The 18,204-nt window shown below is 70.2% G+C and carries 16 protein-coding genes; 7 read left to right on the top strand and 9 right to left on the bottom strand.

The window, feature by feature from the left end; translation table 11 throughout:
- Nucleotides 1-109: 109 nt before the first annotated feature.
- Together AB2U09_RS19610 and AB2U09_RS19605 are read right to left on the bottom strand one after the other, a co-directional pair.
- Nucleotides 110-631: a CinA family protein gene (locus tag AB2U09_RS19610; protein WP_459194436.1), complete on the bottom strand. Its 522-nt coding sequence runs from the start codon at nt 629-631 to the stop codon at nt 110-112.
- Between the two features lie 79 nt (nt 632-710).
- Nucleotides 711-1,673, bottom strand: a complete 963-nt coding sequence (locus tag AB2U09_RS19605) for a winged helix-turn-helix domain-containing protein (RefSeq protein ID WP_459194435.1) — start codon at nt 1,671-1,673, stop codon at nt 711-713.
- A gap of 126 nt (nt 1,674-1,799) precedes the next feature.
- Between AB2U09_RS19605 and AB2U09_RS19600 the strand changes: the two genes are divergently transcribed.
- The gene (locus AB2U09_RS19600; RefSeq protein WP_459194434.1) at nt 1,800-2,294 is read left to right on the top strand and encodes a P-loop nucleotide/nucleoside kinase family protein; all 495 of its coding nucleotides are present in this window, start codon (nt 1,800-1,802) and stop codon (nt 2,292-2,294) included.
- Nucleotides 2,295-2,369: 75 nt separating this feature from the next.
- Nucleotides 2,370-3,488, top strand: coding sequence for a pyridoxal phosphate-dependent aminotransferase (locus AB2U09_RS19595; RefSeq protein ID WP_459194433.1), 1,119 nt, complete (start codon nt 2,370-2,372; stop codon nt 3,486-3,488).
- A gap of 30 nt (nt 3,489-3,518) precedes the next feature.
- On the opposite strand, the gene AB2U09_RS19590 is transcribed toward AB2U09_RS19595, so the two are convergent.
- Nucleotides 3,519-4,577, bottom strand: a complete 1,059-nt coding sequence (locus AB2U09_RS19590) for a Gfo/Idh/MocA family protein (RefSeq protein ID WP_459194432.1) — start codon at nt 4,575-4,577, stop codon at nt 3,519-3,521.
- Between the two features lie 92 nt (nt 4,578-4,669).
- Nucleotides 4,670-6,967: a sensor histidine kinase gene (locus AB2U09_RS19585; protein WP_459194431.1), complete on the bottom strand. Its 2,298-nt coding sequence runs from the start codon at nt 6,965-6,967 to the stop codon at nt 4,670-4,672.
- A 213-nt stretch (nt 6,968-7,180) separates the two neighbouring features.
- On the opposite strand from AB2U09_RS19585, the gene AB2U09_RS19580 reads away from it, so the two are divergent.
- From AB2U09_RS19580 to AB2U09_RS19570, 3 genes are all read left to right on the top strand, one after another.
- Entirely contained in the window at nt 7,181-9,757 is a 2,577-nt protein-coding gene (locus tag AB2U09_RS19580; protein WP_459194430.1) for an ATP-dependent DNA helicase, read from the top strand.
- 199 nt (nt 9,758-9,956) lie between these two features.
- On the top strand, nt 9,957-10,112 hold the full coding sequence (locus AB2U09_RS19575; RefSeq protein ID WP_425484368.1) for a DUF7563 family protein: 156 nt from the start codon (nt 9,957-9,959) through the stop codon (nt 10,110-10,112).
- 578 nt (nt 10,113-10,690) lie between these two features.
- Nucleotides 10,691-11,761 (top strand): ArsA family ATPase, encoded by a 1,071-nt coding sequence (locus AB2U09_RS19570; protein WP_459194429.1) that lies wholly within the window; start codon nt 10,691-10,693, stop codon nt 11,759-11,761.
- A 6-nt stretch (nt 11,762-11,767) separates the two neighbouring features.
- Here AB2U09_RS19570 and AB2U09_RS19565 read toward each other — a convergent pair whose 3' ends face one another.
- Together AB2U09_RS19565 and AB2U09_RS19560 are read right to left on the bottom strand one after the other, a co-directional pair.
- Complete coding sequence (locus AB2U09_RS19565; protein WP_459194428.1) at nt 11,768-13,129, bottom strand: glycerate kinase type-2 family protein; 1,362 nt, start codon at nt 13,127-13,129, stop codon at nt 11,768-11,770.
- Between the two features lie 2 nt (nt 13,130-13,131).
- Entirely contained in the window at nt 13,132-13,956 is an 825-nt protein-coding gene (locus AB2U09_RS19560) for an SDR family oxidoreductase (RefSeq protein WP_459194427.1), read from the bottom strand.
- A gap of 132 nt (nt 13,957-14,088) precedes the next feature.
- Here AB2U09_RS19560 and AB2U09_RS19555 point away from each other — a divergent pair, with 132 nt between their 5' ends.
- The gene (locus AB2U09_RS19555; RefSeq protein WP_459194426.1) at nt 14,089-14,652 is read left to right on the top strand and encodes a class I SAM-dependent methyltransferase; all 564 of its coding nucleotides are present in this window, start codon (nt 14,089-14,091) and stop codon (nt 14,650-14,652) included.
- A 34-nt stretch (nt 14,653-14,686) separates the two neighbouring features.
- Here AB2U09_RS19555 and AB2U09_RS19550 read toward each other — a convergent pair whose 3' ends face one another.
- Nucleotides 14,687-15,553 carry an endonuclease V gene (locus AB2U09_RS19550; RefSeq protein WP_459194425.1) on the bottom strand — a complete coding sequence of 289 codons (867 nt, stop codon included), beginning with the start codon at nt 15,551-15,553 and terminating at the stop codon, nt 14,687-14,689.
- Nucleotides 15,553-16,485 (bottom strand): rhomboid family intramembrane serine protease, encoded by a 933-nt coding sequence (locus AB2U09_RS19545; protein WP_459194424.1) that lies wholly within the window; start codon nt 16,483-16,485, stop codon nt 15,553-15,555. The genes AB2U09_RS19550 and AB2U09_RS19545 overlap by 1 nt, the downstream gene beginning before the upstream one ends.
- Nucleotides 16,486-16,642: 157 nt before the next feature.
- Between AB2U09_RS19545 and AB2U09_RS19540 the strand changes: the two genes are divergently transcribed.
- Nucleotides 16,643-17,218, top strand: a complete 576-nt coding sequence (locus AB2U09_RS19540; protein WP_459194423.1) for a response regulator — start codon at nt 16,643-16,645, stop codon at nt 17,216-17,218.
- Between the two features lie 159 nt (nt 17,219-17,377).
- On the opposite strand, the gene AB2U09_RS19535 is transcribed toward AB2U09_RS19540, so the two are convergent.
- Entirely contained in the window at nt 17,378-18,193 is an 816-nt protein-coding gene (locus tag AB2U09_RS19535; RefSeq protein ID WP_459194422.1) for a CAP domain-containing protein, read from the bottom strand.
- Nucleotides 18,194-18,204 lie beyond the last annotated feature (11 nt).

Genomic DNA, 18,204 nt, shown 5'->3' with positions numbered 1-18,204 from the left:
CGAGGGATGGCAGGGTCACAAGTGTTCCCCTTCGGCGCGCTCGCGTCCGGCGGAAAGAGACCGACCGGAGCGGGGAGACCGGCTGACAGTATCGCGAGCGGACCGAGACTCACTTCGGGCGGTCCCGGGCTTCGCGTTCGAGGTCGGCGAGCGCGCGGCGGGCGAGGCGCTCGCGGACGGCGGCGCGGTCGCCGTCGAACTCGTAGCGTGAGACGGTCGCGGTGGAGTCGCCCGTCTCCCACGGGGCGGCGTACGCGACGCCGACGAAGCAGGTACCGACCGGTTTCGCCTCGGTGCCGCCGCCGGGGCCGGCGATGCCAGCGGTCGCGATCCCCCAGGTGGCGTCGGCGGTGTCGCGGGCAGCCCGGGCGAGTTCCCGGGTGACCGGTTCGCTGACGGCGCCGTGTTCGTCCAGCGTCTCGCGAGCGACCGCGAGCGTCGACCGGAGCGCATCGTAGTCGTAGGGGACGATCACGCGGTCGAGGTAGTCGCTCGCGCCCGGCGCGCTCGTGAGGAGCGTCCCGACCAGTCCTCCCGTTGCTGTCTCGGCCACGGCGACGGTGTCGCCGCGCTCGCGCAGCAGGTCGCCGACGCGCTCCTCGACCGGCGGGTCCTCGGCGAACTCGTCCATACCGGCCCGACGGGCGGCCGGCCGAAAAATGCAGGGGAACGGCCGTAGCGGAACGGTCGCGCGATATCCGGCGGGGTGCTCAGGGGCGCTCAGCCCCGGTCACGGAGAGGGACTCATCGAGAGTCAGGGTGAGGGCGTCGTCGTCCACGGCGAAGGTGAACCGCGCTTCGAATGGGTCGGTCGAGACGACCTCCTCGTCGAAGTCGTTGTACGCGCGGCCGATCGCCGGGAGCGTCTCGGCGGTGGGCGCGAAGGGGTTCAGCCCGTGGTCGAGCAGGAAGGCCACGAGCGGTGCCGCACCGGCGAAACCGACGACGGCGGCGCCGCTCTCGTCGTAGATGCAGTTCGTGCACGCCAGGTCGAACGCGACGGCGTGGCGCCGGCCGCAGGACTCGCAGAGCCCCTCGTCCGCGTCGTGGTCCTCACAGACGCGGGTCGAGCGATCGAGCGTCGCCGAGCAGCGCGGGCAGACGCCCGCCGAGGCGGCGAGCAGTTCGAGGTGCCCCCAGACCCACGCCGCGCGGAAGACCGCCTCGGGGTCGCGGTCGGCGACGCCCGCCGGCGGAAGCGGGTGATAGCCCAGATAGCCGTACCCGTCGTCGGTACCGGTCTCGTCGACGGCGCAGCCGCTCTGTCGGGAGTACGTTCCCGCGCACTCGGTACAGTACAGCTCGACGCGCTCCTCGCGGAAGCGGACGGCGACCGGGGCGCCGCAGTAGTGACAGGGCTGGTCGATCTCCGTCGGTTCGAGGACCGGCGCGTCGGTGACCGCGCCGGAGAGGACCGCCTCCACGACGCGTTCGCCCGGTCGCCGGAGTTCGTACCCGTCCTCGGTCTTGCGGACGAAGTGGCCGGTCAGCCGGTCGAGGTGGTAGTTGAAGCGCCCGGAGTCGGCCGTCCCGACCCGCTCGCGGAGCGCGGAGAACGACACCGGTGCCCCCGCTCCGCCGAGCGCCCGGAGGATGCTCACGCGCGTCTCGTTTCCGAGTACCTCGAACGCCTCGTCCGGCGAGAGCGTCCGGTCGGCCGGATCGTCGGTCATGGCTCCCGCTATCGCGCTCGGACAGGAAAAGGCTCGCTCTCGCTCGGCGACGAGGGTGCGCGAAGGGGCGATATCGACGAATCGGTTCAGTCGGATTCATAGGGCCGGAGGCTCGATACTGGGCCGATGGGTCCGAGACTCGTGGTGCAGTGTGGCCTGCCCGGCGTCGGGAAGTCGACCGTCGCGGCCGAGATCGCCGACCGCCTCGGCGTCGAGCGCGTCCGGAGCGACGCCATTCGCGCCGAACTGTTCGACGATCCGACCTACAGCCGCGCGGAGAAAGACCGCGTCTACGCGACGATGCTGGAGCGTGCGCGCTCGTCGCTCGCCGAGAGACGCCCGGCCGTCCTCGACGCGACCTACGAGCGACAGGTCGACCGCGACGACGCTGCGGCGCTCGCCGACGAGATAGATGCGGACCTCCAGTTGGTCCGTGTCGTCTGCGAGGAGTCGGTCGCTCGCGAGCGCATCCGCCAGCGCGAAGACGATCCGAGCGAGGCCGACGTCGAGGTCTACGAGAACGCCCGCGAGCGCTTCGAGCCGCTCGACCGCGAGCACGTCACGATCGACAACTCCGACGATTTCGCGGCCACCTGCCGGCAACTCGACGAGCACTTCTGAGTCGGCGGGACGCCCGCTCGCGCGAGCGGCGAGCGTCAGGATTTACGTCGCGGGGGGCCAACCGGCGAGTACTCGATGGACTACGAGACGCCGCAGTTCTTCAGAGTCATGCAGTACGCCGCCCGCGCCGACCGCGACGTGGTCGACATGGTCAGCGGGAACCCCGACTGGGAGCCCCCCGAGGCGCTCCGCGAGGGGTTGCGCGAGTACGCCGACGGCGAGGTGAGCGACTTCCAGTACCCGCCGAGCGTCGGCATCACGCCGCTACGCGACGAAATCGCCGAACGGCGCGGCGTCGACCGCTCGCGCGTGCTCGTGACCAACGGCGCCGGCGAGGCCAACCACCTCGCGATGACGAGCGCGCTCGACCGCGAGGCGGGCGAGGAAGTGATCATGACCGACCCGGTTTACCCCTACTACGCCGGCCGCGCGAATCTGCTCGACGCGCCGGCCACCTACGTCCCCGTGGACGAGACGGGCCAGCTCGACCCCGCCGACGTCCGCGCGGCCGCCAGCGACGACACCGCCGCCATCGTCGTCAACTCGCCGAACAACCCGACTGGGGCGGTCTACCCTCCCGAAACCGTCCGAGCGCTGGTCGAGATCGCCGAGGAGTACGACGCCGTACTCGTCAGCGACGAGGTGTACGACCACTACGACTTCAGGGGCGGGTTCGAGAGCGCGCTCGCGACCGACTCCGACCACGTCGTCGCCACCAACTCCTTCTCGAAGTCGATGGCGATCACGGGCTTCCGGGTCGGCTACGCCGTCTTCCCGCCGGAGGACGGGCCGCTGGGCGAACTCCTCGACCGGGCGCGGACTCGCCACATGATCCAGAACGTGGCCGGGAGCCGACCGGCCCAGTACGCCGTCCTGCGGGCGCTGCGGGAGACGCCGGTCGAGTACTACGAGCGCAACCGCGAGCGGCTGCGCGAGCGGATCGACCGGTTCACCGACGCGCTCGACGCCGCCGGCGCGGAGTACACGACCCCCGGCGGGTCGTTCTACGTGATGGCCCGCTTCGAGGGGTTCCCGGGGACGATGGAGAACGTCGAGCGACTGATCGACGAGGCGGGCGTCGCGGGGATGCCCGGCGAGGCGTTCGGCGAGTCCCGCACCGACTGGCTCCGCTTCGCGCTCGTCACGCTCCGCGTCGACGAGGCGGCGGAGCGACTGGCCGACTACCTCGGCTAGCCGGTCGGTCGGCCGCTCCGGCGCCCCGAGTCACTCCAGCGTCACGGACTCGCCGCGCTCGGCGGACTCGTAGACGGCCTCGACGATGGCCACGGCCTTGCGCGACTCCGGGCCGTCGAGCATGAACGGTTCGCCGCGCTCGCGGGCGTCGAGGAACTCGCGGACGTTCGGGACCTCCAGCGGGTCCGGTTCGTCGGCGCTCGCGTCGGGTCCCGAGAAGCGCTCGCGGACCTCCGCGTCCTCGTCCCGTTCCGCGCGAAACTCCCAGGTGTCGAGTTCCTCGCCGGTGACCGCCGCGGAGCCGTCGCGCCCCCCGAACTCGTAGCGGGCGGCCCCGCCGGGGTAAGATCCCGTCGTCGCGAGGACCTGCCCGAGCGTTCCGTCGCGGAACCGGAGCGTCGCGACGGCCGCGTCCTCGACCTCGATCAGGTCGTCGTCGTGCGCTCGGACGTCCGCGAACGCGAAGACCTCCGCGACGGGGTTCTGTCCCCGCTCGAGATCCATTCCCGCGCCGGCGATCCACTGGAGGGCGTCGACGTTGTGGATCGCCTGGTTCATCACCGCGCCGCCGCCCGAGGCATCGCGGTCGGCCTGCCAGGCGCCGTCGTAGTAGTCGTCGTCGCGCCACCACGGCAGCGTGGTGCTCGCGATCGACAGCGACCCGAATCGGCCTTCGTCGACCGCCTCCCGGACGGTCCGCAGGACCGGCTTGTACCGGCGCTGGAAGATCCCGCCGAGCCGGATCCCGTGCTCGTCGGCCGCCTCGATCATCCGGTCGACGCGCTCGGTCGTCACCTCAAGCGGCTTCTCGCAGAGCACGTCGACGCCGCGTTCGGCGGCCGCGAGCGTCGGGTCGAGGTGCGCGCCGCTGGGTGTGCAGACGTCGAGGACGTCCGGATCGGCGTCGTCGAGCATCGAGTCGACCGATTCGTACGCCTCGCAGCCGCGTTCGTCGGCGAAAGATGTTGCGCTCGCCATACTCCGGCTCGTACAGGCGACAACTTCCGCGTCTTCAAGTTGCTCGAAGGCGCGTGCGTGGGTCCCGGCGGCGTTCCCGGCGCCGGCGATCGCGATCCGGTGAGTTGGCATGGGCGAACGAACGGCGAACGACGGGAAAAAGGCGAGGGCCCGCCGGTCGACGGAGTCCGGACGGGACTGGTCGGTTCCTGCTGTGTCTCAGTTCACGTCAGGTCCCCAGCGTCGCCGGCGTCGAGGGTGACGGTGACGGTCGTGCCGTCGGGGCCGGCGTCGAAGGACAGTTCGCCGCCGGAGCGCTCGACGACCCAGTCGACCAGCCAGAGGCCGACGCCGGTCCCGTGTTTGAGTGGCGTCTCCTGGCGCTCGGCCAGGACCTCGAGTTCCTCCTGCGAGATTCCGGGCCCGTCGTCTTCGATCCGGAGGACGACCGTGTCCCCGTCTTCGGTCGCCGAGATCGTCACCGTCACGTCGCTGTAGTCGCGCTCCGCGGGACTCTCGGGGTCAGTATCGGCGTCCGTTTCGCCGTGGCTTTCGAGGCCGGTGTCGGCTTCGTCGTGACCTCCGTCTTCCCGCCCCGGCTCCGCGTCGGACCCGGCCGGACAGTGCTCTACCGCGTTCTCGATCAGGTTCTCGACCGCGCTGGGAAACGCCGGGTGGACGCGGACGGGCAGTCGCTCGGTGATCCGCACGTCGTACTCCGCGGCGGGGTAGGCGGCCGAGACGTCGGCGACTGCACCGGTGACGACCGATCGCAGGTCGAGCGTGTCGCGGCCCGCCTCGCTGTCGATGACGCGCTCGATGTTCCGGGCCTTCTCGGCCGTCTCGGCGAGCTCTTCGCTCCGCTCGACGATGGTCTCGGCCATCCGCTGTTCCTCGCCGGACGTGCGTTCGGCCAGCACTTCCGCCTGCCCGCGGACGACCGTGAGGCCGGTCCTGACGTCGTGGCGGAGGACGCGCGTGAGCACCTGTTTCAGGAGGTCGAGTTCGCGCTCGCGGCGCTCGCGCTCGGTCACTTCGTGGAGGATCCCGACCGAGCCCGTGGCGTCGGCGTCACCGAGTCCCGCGACGGTGGCCTGGAACTGCCGGGCCTCGTCGTCGGGCGTCCGGAGTTCGAGTTCGAACGTGACGCTCTCGTCGGCTTCTCGGGCGCGCTCCAGCGCCGCGCGGGTCCGTTCGACGGCTTCGTCCGGGGCGAGTTCGGTGAGGGGGACGCCGTCGAGCGACTCCGGCGAGCGGTCGAACAGCGAGGCCAGCGCGTCGTTGCAGATCTCGACGCGGCCCTCCCCGTCGAGGACGTACATCGGGTCGTCGGCGCTCTCGACGAGACGGCGGTAGCGTTCGAGGCGCCGCTCGTGCTCGCGGCGCTCGGTCACGTCCCGGGCGACGTTGACGAGCCCCTGGTAGCCGCCCTCGTCACCCCGGACCGAGAAGTTGACTGCGAGCGTCCGCTCGTCACCGTCGGCGGTCTCGAAGCCCATGTCGATGACGCCGCTGTCCTCGCTCGCCGTCCGCAGCCGCTGGATCAGCCGCTGGCCGGACTCGAGTTCGCCGCCGGTCATGAACGACGCCGTGTGCTCGCCGACCATGTCGTCGTAGCCGAGCAGTCCGGCGAACGACTCGTTGTGGTACTGGACGCGGCCGTTGGCGTCGACGACGGAGATGCCGTCCTGGACGTGGCGGTCGAGCAGCTCCAGCAACTCGTAGCGGGCGTCCGACCGGGCCGACCACGTCACGTCTTCGACGACGACGAGCCGGAGCGGCCCCACCGTCTCCGGGAACTCGTGTTCGCTGTAGCGGAAACACGCCTCGCTGTCGGCGGTCGGGACCGTAAACCGCGTCGGCTCCTCCGGGATGTCCGGGCCGCGGATCGTCCGGATCGCCTCGGGATCGTGCGTCAGCGCGGCCGAGAGTTGCTTGTAGAAGTTCGGCGTCTCCGGGAGCGTGACCGCCACGTCGCGGCGGTCGAACAGTTCCTCCAGCGTCGCCGTCTCCCAGATGACGGTCCCGTCCTCGTAGACGAGGAAGCTCGACGCCGACTGGGTGTCCGGGTCGACCCGTTCGAAGGCGCGGGTGAACCGCGACTCGGGTTCGGCGGCCGCGCGGACCGCGCCCAGCAACTTCTCGACGACGAAGTCCAGCCCCTCCTCGGCAGTCCACTTCTCGACGAGGGTGTCGGCCGCGCCGGAGATCGCCGGGTCGATGTCGTTCGGTTCGAGCGCCGTGTAGAGGGCGATTGGCACCTCGGCGTCGGCGACGAGGTCGGTCACGTCGGCCGGACCGTCAGGTTCGACGACGAGGACGTCGGCGTCGCCGTCGTCGAGTCGTTCGCGTATCTCCTCGGGATCGTCCGTCCCGTCGTAGGTCACGTCGTCGTCGCGTTCGTCGACGACGGTCCCGAGTCGGGACCTCACTGTCTCGTCGTGATCGAAGTGGAGAATCCCGACCGTCGATCCGTCGCTCTCCGCGTCTCCGTCGGCTGTATCGTCGTCCGGTCCTGTCATCTGTCACTCCCGCCTGGCCCGTTTCGCGCCCCACCGGCCGTCTCGTCGGCCATCGGTGCCGATAGTGCTGACTCCAGAACCATAAGTGTCCCGCGAAATCGCCCCCGCTGGCGGGGTGACGGGCGCGCGGACGAGCGGAGTTTCGACCACACGGGTCCGCGGGCCGTCGCGCCATCCGTGCGTTCATAGGCGAGGACGACACAGGGATCCACGATGGCCGACGACCGGGGCGCGAGCGGGGAGGCCGGGAGCGGATCAGTGACCGGTGGGACTGCCGAGTCAGCAGGATCGGACGGCGATCCGGCGGCGTTCGAGAGCGGGGACCCGCAGGACGTCTGGCCCGACGTGTTTGGCTTCGACGAGCCCTACGAGAGCCAGACCGACGCGATCGAGACCGCTATCGAGGTCGGCGAGCGCGGCGGCTACCTCGCGATGGAGGGGCCCTGCGGGACCGGCAAGACGATGGCCGCGCTGACCGCGGGCGCGACGCTCGTGCGGACGACCTCGAAGTACGACCGCGTAATGGTCGTCACGCCGGTCAAACAGCAGCGCATCCAGTTCGTCGAGGACCTACGGACGATGAACGCCGGGCTGGCCGCCGACCCCGACGCGCCCGACCCGCTGGACGGCGTCGCGCTCGTCGGCAAGCGCGACCTCTGCCCGTACGGCCGCGAGGGCGCGTTCCCCGACGACGCCTCGACGCACGACCGCTGTGAGGACCTGCGCGAATCGACCGCGGATCTGGTCGAGGCCGACCGCCGCTCGGGCGACGCGCCCGCGGCCGACGCCTCGCTCGAGTCCGACCCCGACGACATCTGGTGGGACCCCGACCTCGCGAGCGATCTGGTCCGCGAGGCGCGCATGGACGCCGACACCTACCGCACCTTCGACAGCGCGCTGGGGACCGCGGGCGCGGAGTCACCCTACCCGCGGAGCCAACCCAGCGCGCCCGAAGGGATGACGTCCGGCGACGACGCCCCCCTCTACTGCCCGTTCGAGGCCGACTGGTTCGCCCGCAACAAGGGCTCGCCCGTCGACTTCTCGGCGGGGGAGAACCGCGTCGTCACCGCCGACGACTACCTGCCCGCGAGCGTCGAGCGGGGCACCTGCCCCCACCGCGTGATGGGCGTCATGCTCGAACACGCCGACGTGATAATCGGCAACTACAACCACGTCTTCGACCCGGGGTCGCGGCCGCTGGTCGCCGCCGCGCTCGACTCTTCGACCTTCCTCGTCGTCGACGAGGCCCACCGGCTCGAAGAGCGCGTCCGCGACCTGCTCTCCGATCGAGTCGGGCGCTCGACGGTCAAGCGGGCCCGCAACGACTGTAATCACCTCCTCACGCGAGCGCGCGAGAGCGAGGACCGCAAGCGGCAGGTCCGCGACCGCCTCGCCGCCCACGACGTGCCGCTCTCGGCGATCGACCAGGCTCACGCGTTCTACGACGACCTCCTCGACTGGCTGGACGAGCGCGTCGAGCGGTACCTCGACGCGGAGTTCGACCGCGAGTGGCGCGTCGGCGACCCCGCCGACAGCGTCCCCGCTCGCGACGTGGAGGTCCCCCTGCGCGACCCGGACGAGCCGGAACCCGACGAGCTGACTCGCTGGGCCGAGCGCAACGGCTACGACGGGGACACCTGGCGGACGCTCGCGACCGTCGGCGCGGCCGTCGAGGACGCCATCGACGACCTCGGGCTGGCGCGCTCGCCCGTCTGCGCCGCCGTCGGCGCGGTGATGACCCGCTGGTGGGAGCGCGACCACGACCGGTACCTCCGGGAGATCGAACTCGAACACTCGCCGAAGACCGGGCAGGCCGCCGACGCCGTCGACGAGGATTATCTGCGCGTCTACACGCCGGGGCTCGTCCTCTTCGACTGCATGCCCTCGGAGTCGCTACGGGAGATCTTCGACTCGCTCGGCGGGGGCACCCTCATGAGCGCGACGCTCTCGCCGCTGGACGTCTTCACCGAAGTCTCGGGTCTCGAATCGCTCCGCGCGGGCGACCCCGATCCGGGGCCGACGCCCGACGAGGGCGACTACGGCCGCCCCGTCGAGGCCAAGAGCTACCCCCTGCGGTTCCCGGCCGAGAACCGCGCGAGCTGGGTCGTCGACGCCGAAGCGTTCACCGCGCGCAACCGCGGCGACCCCTCCGAGATGGACCCGCTCGGCGACGGCTGGAACCGGACGCGCGACGAGTACGCTCACGTCCTGCGGTCGGTCGCGCGCTCGCCCGGAAACGTGCTCGTCGCCATGCCCAACTACCGGGAAGCCGAGTGGGCCGGTGCTTACCTCGACGGGGCGGTCGACAAGCCGGTCCTCGTCGACGAGAGTTCGAGCAACGAGGCGACGGAGGAGCTGAAGGCCGAGTTCTTCCGCGGCGGCGGGAAAGTCCTCGTCACGAGCACTCGCGGGACGCTCACGGAAGGCGTCGACTACGACGGTGAGAAGCTGGCGGCCGCCCTCGTCATCGGCGTCCCGCTCGTCAACGTCGGATCACCACGTGTACAGGCGGTCCGGCGGGCCTACGCCGACGAGTTCGGCGAGGACAACGCCTTCGAGTACGCGCTGACCGTCCCCGCGGTCCGGCGCGCCCGCCAGGCCATCGGCCGCGTCATCCGCGGCACCGACGAGGTGGGCGTGCGCGTGTTCGCCGACCGCCGCTACACGGCGGGCGCCCCGCGTTCCGTCCACGAGTACCTCTCGCCGGCCGAGCGCGAGGAGTTCGTCCGGATGACCGCGGAGTTCCTCGACGGCCAGCTCGACCGGTTCTGGAGCGACCGCTCGCAGTGAACCCGGGAGTGGGAGGTAATCGTCTCGAGCGAGATCGCCCGCGGGCGGACGGGCCGCCGATCGTCTCAGGCCGGCGAAAGGTAGTGAGGATATACCCCCGGGAAGTTGCTACCTGACAACCGACGATGGGGAGTTAATCGGTCTATACCGCCATCCACGGCCGGAAAGCATATGGCGGTGTATTCCCGTTACTCAAGAGATGCCAGAGTGTCAGAACTGTGGGTCGTTTGTTACCGAGGCGTACGTCCGCGTGTTCACGCCCGACGGTCACACTGGCCCTCGCGTCTGTCCGTTCTGCGAAGACAAACTCCGTGACGGTGCCGAGGTGCGCGAGGCTCGGTCGTCGCGGTCATAGGCGTTCCATCCGCTCGTGCCGGCCGTCCGGGGGGACGGTCGTCCACCCGTTGTTTTTGAACTCTTGAGTGGCAACTGTATTGATAGGACGAGTGTGAGGTCCCAATCCGCCTCCGCGGAGTCAAACCGCAGGAATCAGTGGGCGTTGAAAGTCCTCGACGCGCCCGCTAGCAGAGGTAGTATCCGCTACCGCAACAATCGCTGGGCGTTGAAAGCCCTCGGCGCGCTCGCGGTCGCTGAGCGGGATATCCGCGCTCTCCGCACCGCCCGCGCGGATAGTGCCCGCTCAGGCGACTACATAAACGCGAGCCCGCCTCGCCCGTTCAGTCCACCAGGGACAGCAACCGCAACTGCACCGCCATAGCACCGCAGACGGCCACACGCCTCCCCAACCGATTCGCTCCCGACAGTCGCTCATCCCTCGCGCGGCTATTTCGAGCGGCCCGCCAAGAGGCGGGCACGCTCGACAGCGCGCGCCACTGTAGTCTGTCCAGGGGCGTACTGTCTACATATCGACGTGCGACGGCCGTCCCCAGACGAAAGAGATGGTTCTATCCGTCGCGGGAGGCGACTGAACGTATGAGCGAAATCGACGTCGAAGCGGTCGACGACATCGACGACGAGGTGGTCCCGACGGGCGTCGACGCGCCGGAGTACGTCCTCTACGGGGGGAAAGGCGGCGTAGGAAAGACGACGATGGCCGCCGCGACCGCGCTGGCGAGCGCCCGGGACGACACTGCGACGCTGGTCGTCTCCACGGACCCCGCCCACTCCCTCTCGGACACGCTGGAAACCGAAATCCCCGCCGAACCCGCACAGATCCGCGACGACATGCCTCTCTACGCGGCGGAGATCGATCCCGAGGCCGCGCTGGAAGACGGCCCGTTCGCGGAGGGCGGGGGCGGACTCGGCGGTGCGGGCGGGGCGATGGGCGGGCTCGGCGGGATGCTCGGCGACGGGGACGACGAGATGGTCGACCCGCTGGGCGGGTCGATGCCCGGCGCGGACGAGGCGGCGGCCATCCGGCTGCTCATCCGCTACATGGACGACCCGCGGTTCGACCGGGTCGTCGTCGACACCGCGCCGACGGGCCACACCCTGCGACTGCTGGAACTCCCCGACGTGATGGACTCCATGGTGGGGAAGTTCCTCTCGCTGCGCGAGCGGATGGGCGGGATGATGGAGAACCTCGGCGGGATGTTCGGCGGCGACGAGGAGGACGTCGACCCCGAGGAGGGGCTGGACGACCTGCGAGTTCTCAGCGACCGCATCGAGCAGTTGCGGGCCATCCTGCAGGACCCGGCGCAGACCGACTTCCGCGTCGTGATGGTCCCCGAGGAACTGTCGGTGCTCGAATCCGAACGCCTGCTCGCCCGTCTCGACGAGTTCGACGTGCCGGTCGGGACCGTCGTGGTCAACCGGGTGATGCAGGACCTGGCGGACGTTGCGGACGTCGACGCCGACTGGTTCATCTCGCCGAACCTCGATGACTGCGAGTTCTGTCAGCGGCGCTGGGACGTCCAGCGCGAGGCGCTCTCGCGGTCGCAGGACGTCTTCCGCGGCCACGACGTGCGCCGCGTCCCCCTGTTCGCCGACGAAGTACGCGGCGAGCGGGCGCTGCGCGTCGTCGCGGCGTGTCTCGAAGAGTAGGGCGCCTCACTCGACCAGCAGCACGCGCAGGTCGTTGACGTTCGTCCCGGTCTGGCCGGTCCGGACGAGCGCGTCGCGGTCGGCGAGGAACGGTTCGGCGTCGTTGGCGGCCAGCGCGTCGCGTGCGGTAGCCGACGCTTCTGCTCCACGGACCGTCTCGCCGTCGACCAGCGCACCAGCCGCGTCGGTACCCCCGTCTCTCCCGTCGGTGTCGACGGCCCCAAGTACCGCGCCGTCGGGGAGTTCCAGGGCCACCCGGAGCGCGAACTCCTGATTCGGACCGCCGGAGCCGTCGCCGCGGACGGTCACCGTCGTCTCGCCGCCGGAGACGACGACGGCGGGCGGTTCGACCGGGTTACCGGTCGCGTCTATCTCCTCGGCGACGGCGGCGTGAGAAAGTCCCTGCTCGCGCGCCTCGCCGCGCACCCGCGAGGAGAGGACTGCAGTATCGTATCCCGCTTCGTCGGCCACCGCGCGTGCGGCGTCGATGGCCGTCCACGCGTCAGCGAGCAGGTGGTACCTGACGTGCGAGAAGTCGGCGTCGGGGCCGGGCGTCTCCGCGCGGTCGCCGGCCGCGCCGGCTCGCAGGTGCGCCTCGACTGCTTCGGGGACGGCGAGGTCGTAGCGGTCGAGGACCGCGAGCGCGTCGTCGAACGTGGTCGGATCGGGTGCGGTGGGGCCGCTGGCGATGACGCCGGGGTCGTCGCCGACCACGTCGCTGAACGCGAGCGTGACGACGGTCGCCGGCGCGGCCGCGGCGGCCAGCCGGCCGCCCTTGATCGCCGAGAGGTGCTTGCGAACGGCGTTGATCTCGTCGATTTCTGCGCCGGCGTCCAGCAGCGCGGCGGTCGTCTCGCGGACGGCCGCGAGCGGGAGGTCGCCGGCGGGCGCGGGAAGCAGGGCGCTCCCACCGCCGGTGATCACGGCGAAGACGAGCGTCCGGTCGTCGGCCTCCGCGGCCAGTTGGCGGACCCGACAAGCGCCTTCAGCACCCGCCTCGTTCGGAACCGGGTGCGACCCTTCTCTGACCTCGACGTAGTCGGTCTGCACGGGGTCGTCGGTGACGACGCAGCCCCCCTCGACGGCGTCGCCGAGGCGAGTTTCGAGCGCGGCCGCGACCTGTCCAGCCGCCTTGCCGCCGCCGAGAACGATAATCTCCTCGTAGGCACTCAGGTCGTACACCTCGCCGGCGAGGCGGAGCTGGTCGCCGGATACCGAGAGCGCGTCGGCGAGGACGCGCTCGGGGCGAGCCGCCTCGATCCCGGCTTCGATGCAATCGAGGACGACGCCGTGAGCGTCGGTGCGGGCCAGTTCGGCGCGGTCGCGCACCTCGACTACGTCAGATCCCCCCGGCCCGCGGCCGGACATCGTCAGGTCACCACCCAGCGCATCAATCGGTAGGCGGCGTCACGCCAGCGGTCGGGGAGGTGCCGGGAGGCGATCATGACGCTCGCGAGCGTCCCGACGGGGTAGCGCGGGTCCGGGTCGGAGGCGGAGGCGGCGTCGCCGATGACGGCCGCGACCTCGGAGGGGTGGACACCGAAGTCGTTACCGCTCCCCAGTACGTCGGTGTCCTCCTGGACGGCGTAGAGGTCCTCGTAGCACTCCGAACGCTCCAGGCGGTCGAACTCCGCCTCGGCCCGGTCACCGAAGCGCGTCGCGACGGGGCCGGGCTCGACAAGCACTACGTCGATCCCGAAGTCCTCGACCTCGACGCGGAGCGCGTCGCTCATGGCCTCCAGCGCGAACTTCGACCCGCTGTAGGTGCCGGCGCCGCCCGTCGCGACCCGGCCCTGGACGCTGGAGACGTTGACGATGGTCCCGGTCCCGCGCTGGCGCATGTTCGGGAGCACCGCGCGGGTGAGCCGGTGGGGGCCGAAGACGTTCACGTCGAACTGGTCGCGGACGGCGTCGACCGGGACGTCCTCCATCGGGCCGTACTGGGCGTACCCCGCGTTGTTGACCAGGCAGTCGATGCGGCCGGTGTCGTCGACGATCCGGTCGACGACGCGCTCGACGTCGGCGTCGCTGGTCACGTCGAGTGCGGCCGTCTCACAGCCCGCTTCGGCGAGATCGGCCACGTCGTCGGTGTCACGAGCCGTCGCGTAGACCGTCCACTCCCGTCGCAGGAAGTCGACGGCGGTCGCTCGCCCGATGCCGGACGAGCAGCCGGTTATCAGCGCCGTCTTCGTCATGTTCCCGACGACGAGCGCCCGCAAGTTAAGTCTCCGCCGTCGAGCGCCGCCGAGTCGCCCCAGTGGCGTCGTCGCCACCGCTCCGGACCCCGGCACGAGGGTATTTCACGGCGCGACCGCAACCACGAGGCGATGGGTCACCACACGTTTCCCGCCGAGGATGCGGACAGGCTCGAGGACGCCGCCAAGCGCTATCGCCACTGCTCCGCGGAGGAGCTCTACTGGGCGCTCGACCCCGACCCGGAGGACGAGGTAGTGGACCTCGGGAGCGGTACCGGCTTCTACACCGACGACATCGCGCCCCACGTCGGCGTGGTCTACGCCGTCGACGTCCAGGAAGCGATGCACGACCGCTACCGCGAGAAGGGCGTCCCCGAGAACGTGACGCTCGTCACGAGCGGCGCGGACGAGTTACCCTTCGACAACGGGTCGCTCGACGCCGCGTTCGCGACGATGACGTACCACGAACTCCCCGGCGCAGCGGTCGCAGAGATCGCCCGCGTCCTCCGGCCGGGCGGCCGATTGGTGATCGTCGACTGGACCGCCGAGGGCGCAGGTTCCAGCGGTCCGCCGGTGGAGGAGCGCTACGACGCGGACCACGCCGCGGCCGTACTCGACGACGCAGGCTTCTCCGTCGAGTTCAGAGCGACCCGCTCGGAGACGTTCGTGATCGTCGGCGTCCTCGACGGGAAGTAACGGGGAACGTGGGGGTGACGGTTCCCGGACTCTCTCAGAGGTCGTCCCTGACTTCGGCCTTCACGTCGTCGGCGTACTTGTCGGCGAGGCGGGTGGGTTCGGGGAGTTTGTACCCGCTCGAACAGGCCAATGCGATGTCCGAGGCGGTGTCGGCGCTCACGCGGTGGCCGGGGCTAACGATGAGGGGGTTCACGTAGCGGTCGGAGTTCTCGAACTGGCGGGTCTGGACGGCGTCACCGATGTGGGTCCCGGGTTCGGCGGTCTCGACGTCCGCGTCGGCCTGGATTGCGACGCGGGTGCCTTCGGGGAACTTCCCGTCGAGCGACTCCCGTGGGGTGCCACAGAGCAGGCTCTTGGCGACCCCGACCGTCGGGAGGTCGAGCGTGACGCCGACGTGGGTGGCGATGCCGGCCTCCCGGAAGTGGATGCGCCCACTGCCATCGAGCAGCGCGATGTCGGGGTCCCGCGAGAGCAGGTCGAACGCCGAGAGGATGGCCGTCCCCTCCCGGAAGCTCAGGAGACCGGGAATGTAGGGGATCTCGACCGGCTCGACGGCGTAGACGCGCTCGATCACCTCGCCACCCTGCAGGAGGACGACCGCGCTGACGGCGTGGTCGTCGACGAACGACTGGTCGACGCCGGCGACCAGCGGCGAGTCGGCGGCCGCGTCGGCAGCGACCTCGCCGGCCTTGCTGTCTTCGCCAGCGCCGCTCGAACCCACATCGGCGAGACTCGTCTGTTCGTCGTCGGTGGCGGCCGTGCCGTCGCCGCAGACCGCCGCCGGATCGACGGGGAGGTCGTCCTCGAAGACGGCTACCTCGGCGATCTCCCGCTGGAGCGACTCCATGTCCTCGCGGGAGAGCGACGCGTCCGGGACGAACTCGGGGTGAACGATCTTCATCAGAACGGGCCGCGGCCGCCGGGGCCGCCCGGTCCGCCAGGACCGCGACCACCGCCGCCGGCGCCGAACTGGAGTTGATTGGGGACGCGGTGGCGACCCTTGACGTGCTGGCCGTAGAGCAGGCCAATAATCAGCCCGAGCAGGTGGGCGAGCTGGGCCGTCCCGCCCGCACCGATGCCGACGCTCAGGATCTGGTAGACCGTCCAGCCGGTGTACCCCACGGTCAGCAGCCACAGCGGGACGGGGAGGATGAAGTAGAGGTACACGCGGAGGTTCGGGTTCAGGATAGTGAGCACGCCCATGATGGCGAGCGCGGCGCCGCTGGCCCCGAGGACGCCCGGTGCGGCAGCGGGGATACCACCGTACTGGAAGATCTGGAAGCCGACCTGACCGAGGCCGGCGATGGCGCCGCTCCCGAGGAACAGGATCGCGAAGTTACGCGACCCGACGTAGTCCTCGACGATGCGGCCGAAGAAGTAGATCACGATGCTGTTGACGGCGATGTGACCGAAGCCGCCGTGGGCGAAGATGGAGGTGAACCAGGTCCAGACGTACTCGGGGTGGGCCGGCGAGAGGACGAACAGCATCCGCGAGAGCGCCGGCGAACCGGCGATCTGGACGACCAACTGGAGGAAGAAGGTGATCCACATCGCGCCGAGGAAGGCGTAGGTCATGTTCCCGCGGAAGTACGCCAGCGGACCGCCGGGACCGGTATTGATCCCGATGCGGTCGCCAATGCCGCCCCCGCCGGCGTCGTCGTCGACGCTGTCGTCGAAGCCGCTATCGAACACGCCGCCGGGGTCCGACCAGTTGTCCAGCCCCGGACAGCCGTGGTTCTCGGGGAGGCGGTGTTCCGCACAGAACGTGCCGCCGCAGTGACGACACTGGTACGGCATGTTCTCCTGTTTGCCGCACTCGTCGCACCTCGACATTACAGGGTCTTGGGAAGGTACCGGCAAAGGGATTGTGTTTGGGGGCGTCCACGGCGGCTTTCCGCCGGAGCGTCCGCGGGCCGCTAATTGACGGCCGAGCGAGAGTCCGTGGGCCGCACCCACGCACTTACATAGGACCACCGCATCATGTCTCCTCGTGAACGAGACGAGTACCGGGCCGCGGGTCCTGATCGTCGACGACGAGGCGGAGGTCGCCGACGTCTACGCGTTGCGCCTCCGCGAGGAGTACGACACGGAGACGGCCTACGGAGGGGAAAAAGCACTGGAGGTCGTCGACGAATCGGTCGACGTGGTGTTGCTCGATAGGCGGATGCCGGAGGTGTCGGGCGACGACGTGCTCGCTGCGATCCGCGAGCGGGGGCTGGACACGCGGGTCATCATGATCACCGCCGTCGACCCCGACTTCGACATCGTGGACATGCCGTTCGACGACTACCTCTGCAAGCCCGTCCAGAAGGGCGACCTCGTCGCCGCCATCGAACAGCAGCTGACCGCCAGCCGCTACGACGAGCGGCTCACCGAGTACCTGGAGGTCACCTCCAAGCTCGCCCTGCTCGAAGCCGAGAAGAGCGAGTCGGAACTCGACGCCAGCGACGACGTCACCGACCTCCGCGAGCGCGCAGAGCGCCTCCGCGCGGAGATCGACGAGGCGCTCGCCGAGTTCGACGACTTCGAGGCGGCGTTCAACGAGATCAGCCGCCACGCCGACTGAACGGGACCCGACGAAGCAGTCGAAGCCAGCGAGTTCTCGGGACGTGGCTGACAGACAGCGACGCGAAGGGGGAGGAGGACACACCGCCGAGCGGAGACGGACCGGCCGGAATCTATCTCGGTTTCGAGCGAATCCGGCACTCGAGAAGAGCCGTCCCCGTCAGCAGAAGTTCGCAGTGGCGAACACGTCGCCGCGGCGGGTGATATCGACGCCGACGCCGACCTGGTCGGCGTTCGGCCGGGTCACCCGCGGGCGATACGTCGAGGAGTTCCACCAGCTATCGACGATGGCCTCCGCGACGGCGCGCTCGTCGCCGTTGAACTGGCGTTCGCCGCCGCGGCGATACGGCTCGCCGGCGACCGTGCGGTCGACGGCTTCGAGCGCGTTCCTGTCGGCGGTCACGAGTGAGTTCCCGTCCGGCGCAGACCAGCGACAGCGCTCGTGCAGGTTGTTCGACCGGTAGCGGTCGGCGCTGTTCTGCCCGTCGATCCGGTGGATCGCCTCGTCGATGTCGGCCATCCGGACGCTGTGACCGCGAGCCATCGCGATCAGGTTCTCGACGCCCTCTCCCCGGTGTTCGAGTTCCTGAAGGTCCGCTTCGACGCGGCGTTCGTTGAGATACTCACCGACGAGCCGCTCGACCTCCTCTTCGTCGAACGACTCCGCCGGAACGTCGGTCAGTTCCGGCGTCGCCGTTGGCGTGGCCGTCGGCGTCGGTGTCGGTGTCAGCGTCGGATACGGCGTGGGCGTCGCCGTCTCCCCGGTCGTTCCCTCCTCCGTGCCCGCAGACGGCCCACCCGTCGTGGGTTCGAGCGTCGGTAGCGCCGTCGCTTGCTGGGCCGTCGGCGTCGACTCGTCGCCGACGACCGGCGCGTCGGGCTGTGTCAACGCGGCGCCGACGAGGACCGCGATGACTACGAGTGCGACGAAGCCGCCCCCCGCGACCAGCAACGTCGGCTTGTTCACGTCGACCATAGTCGGGTGTG

The organism is Halosimplex yunnanense, from assembly GCF_054504345.1.
Note: the sequence above shows the minus strand (reverse complement) of the source record. Positions and strands in the feature narration are given on the sequence as shown.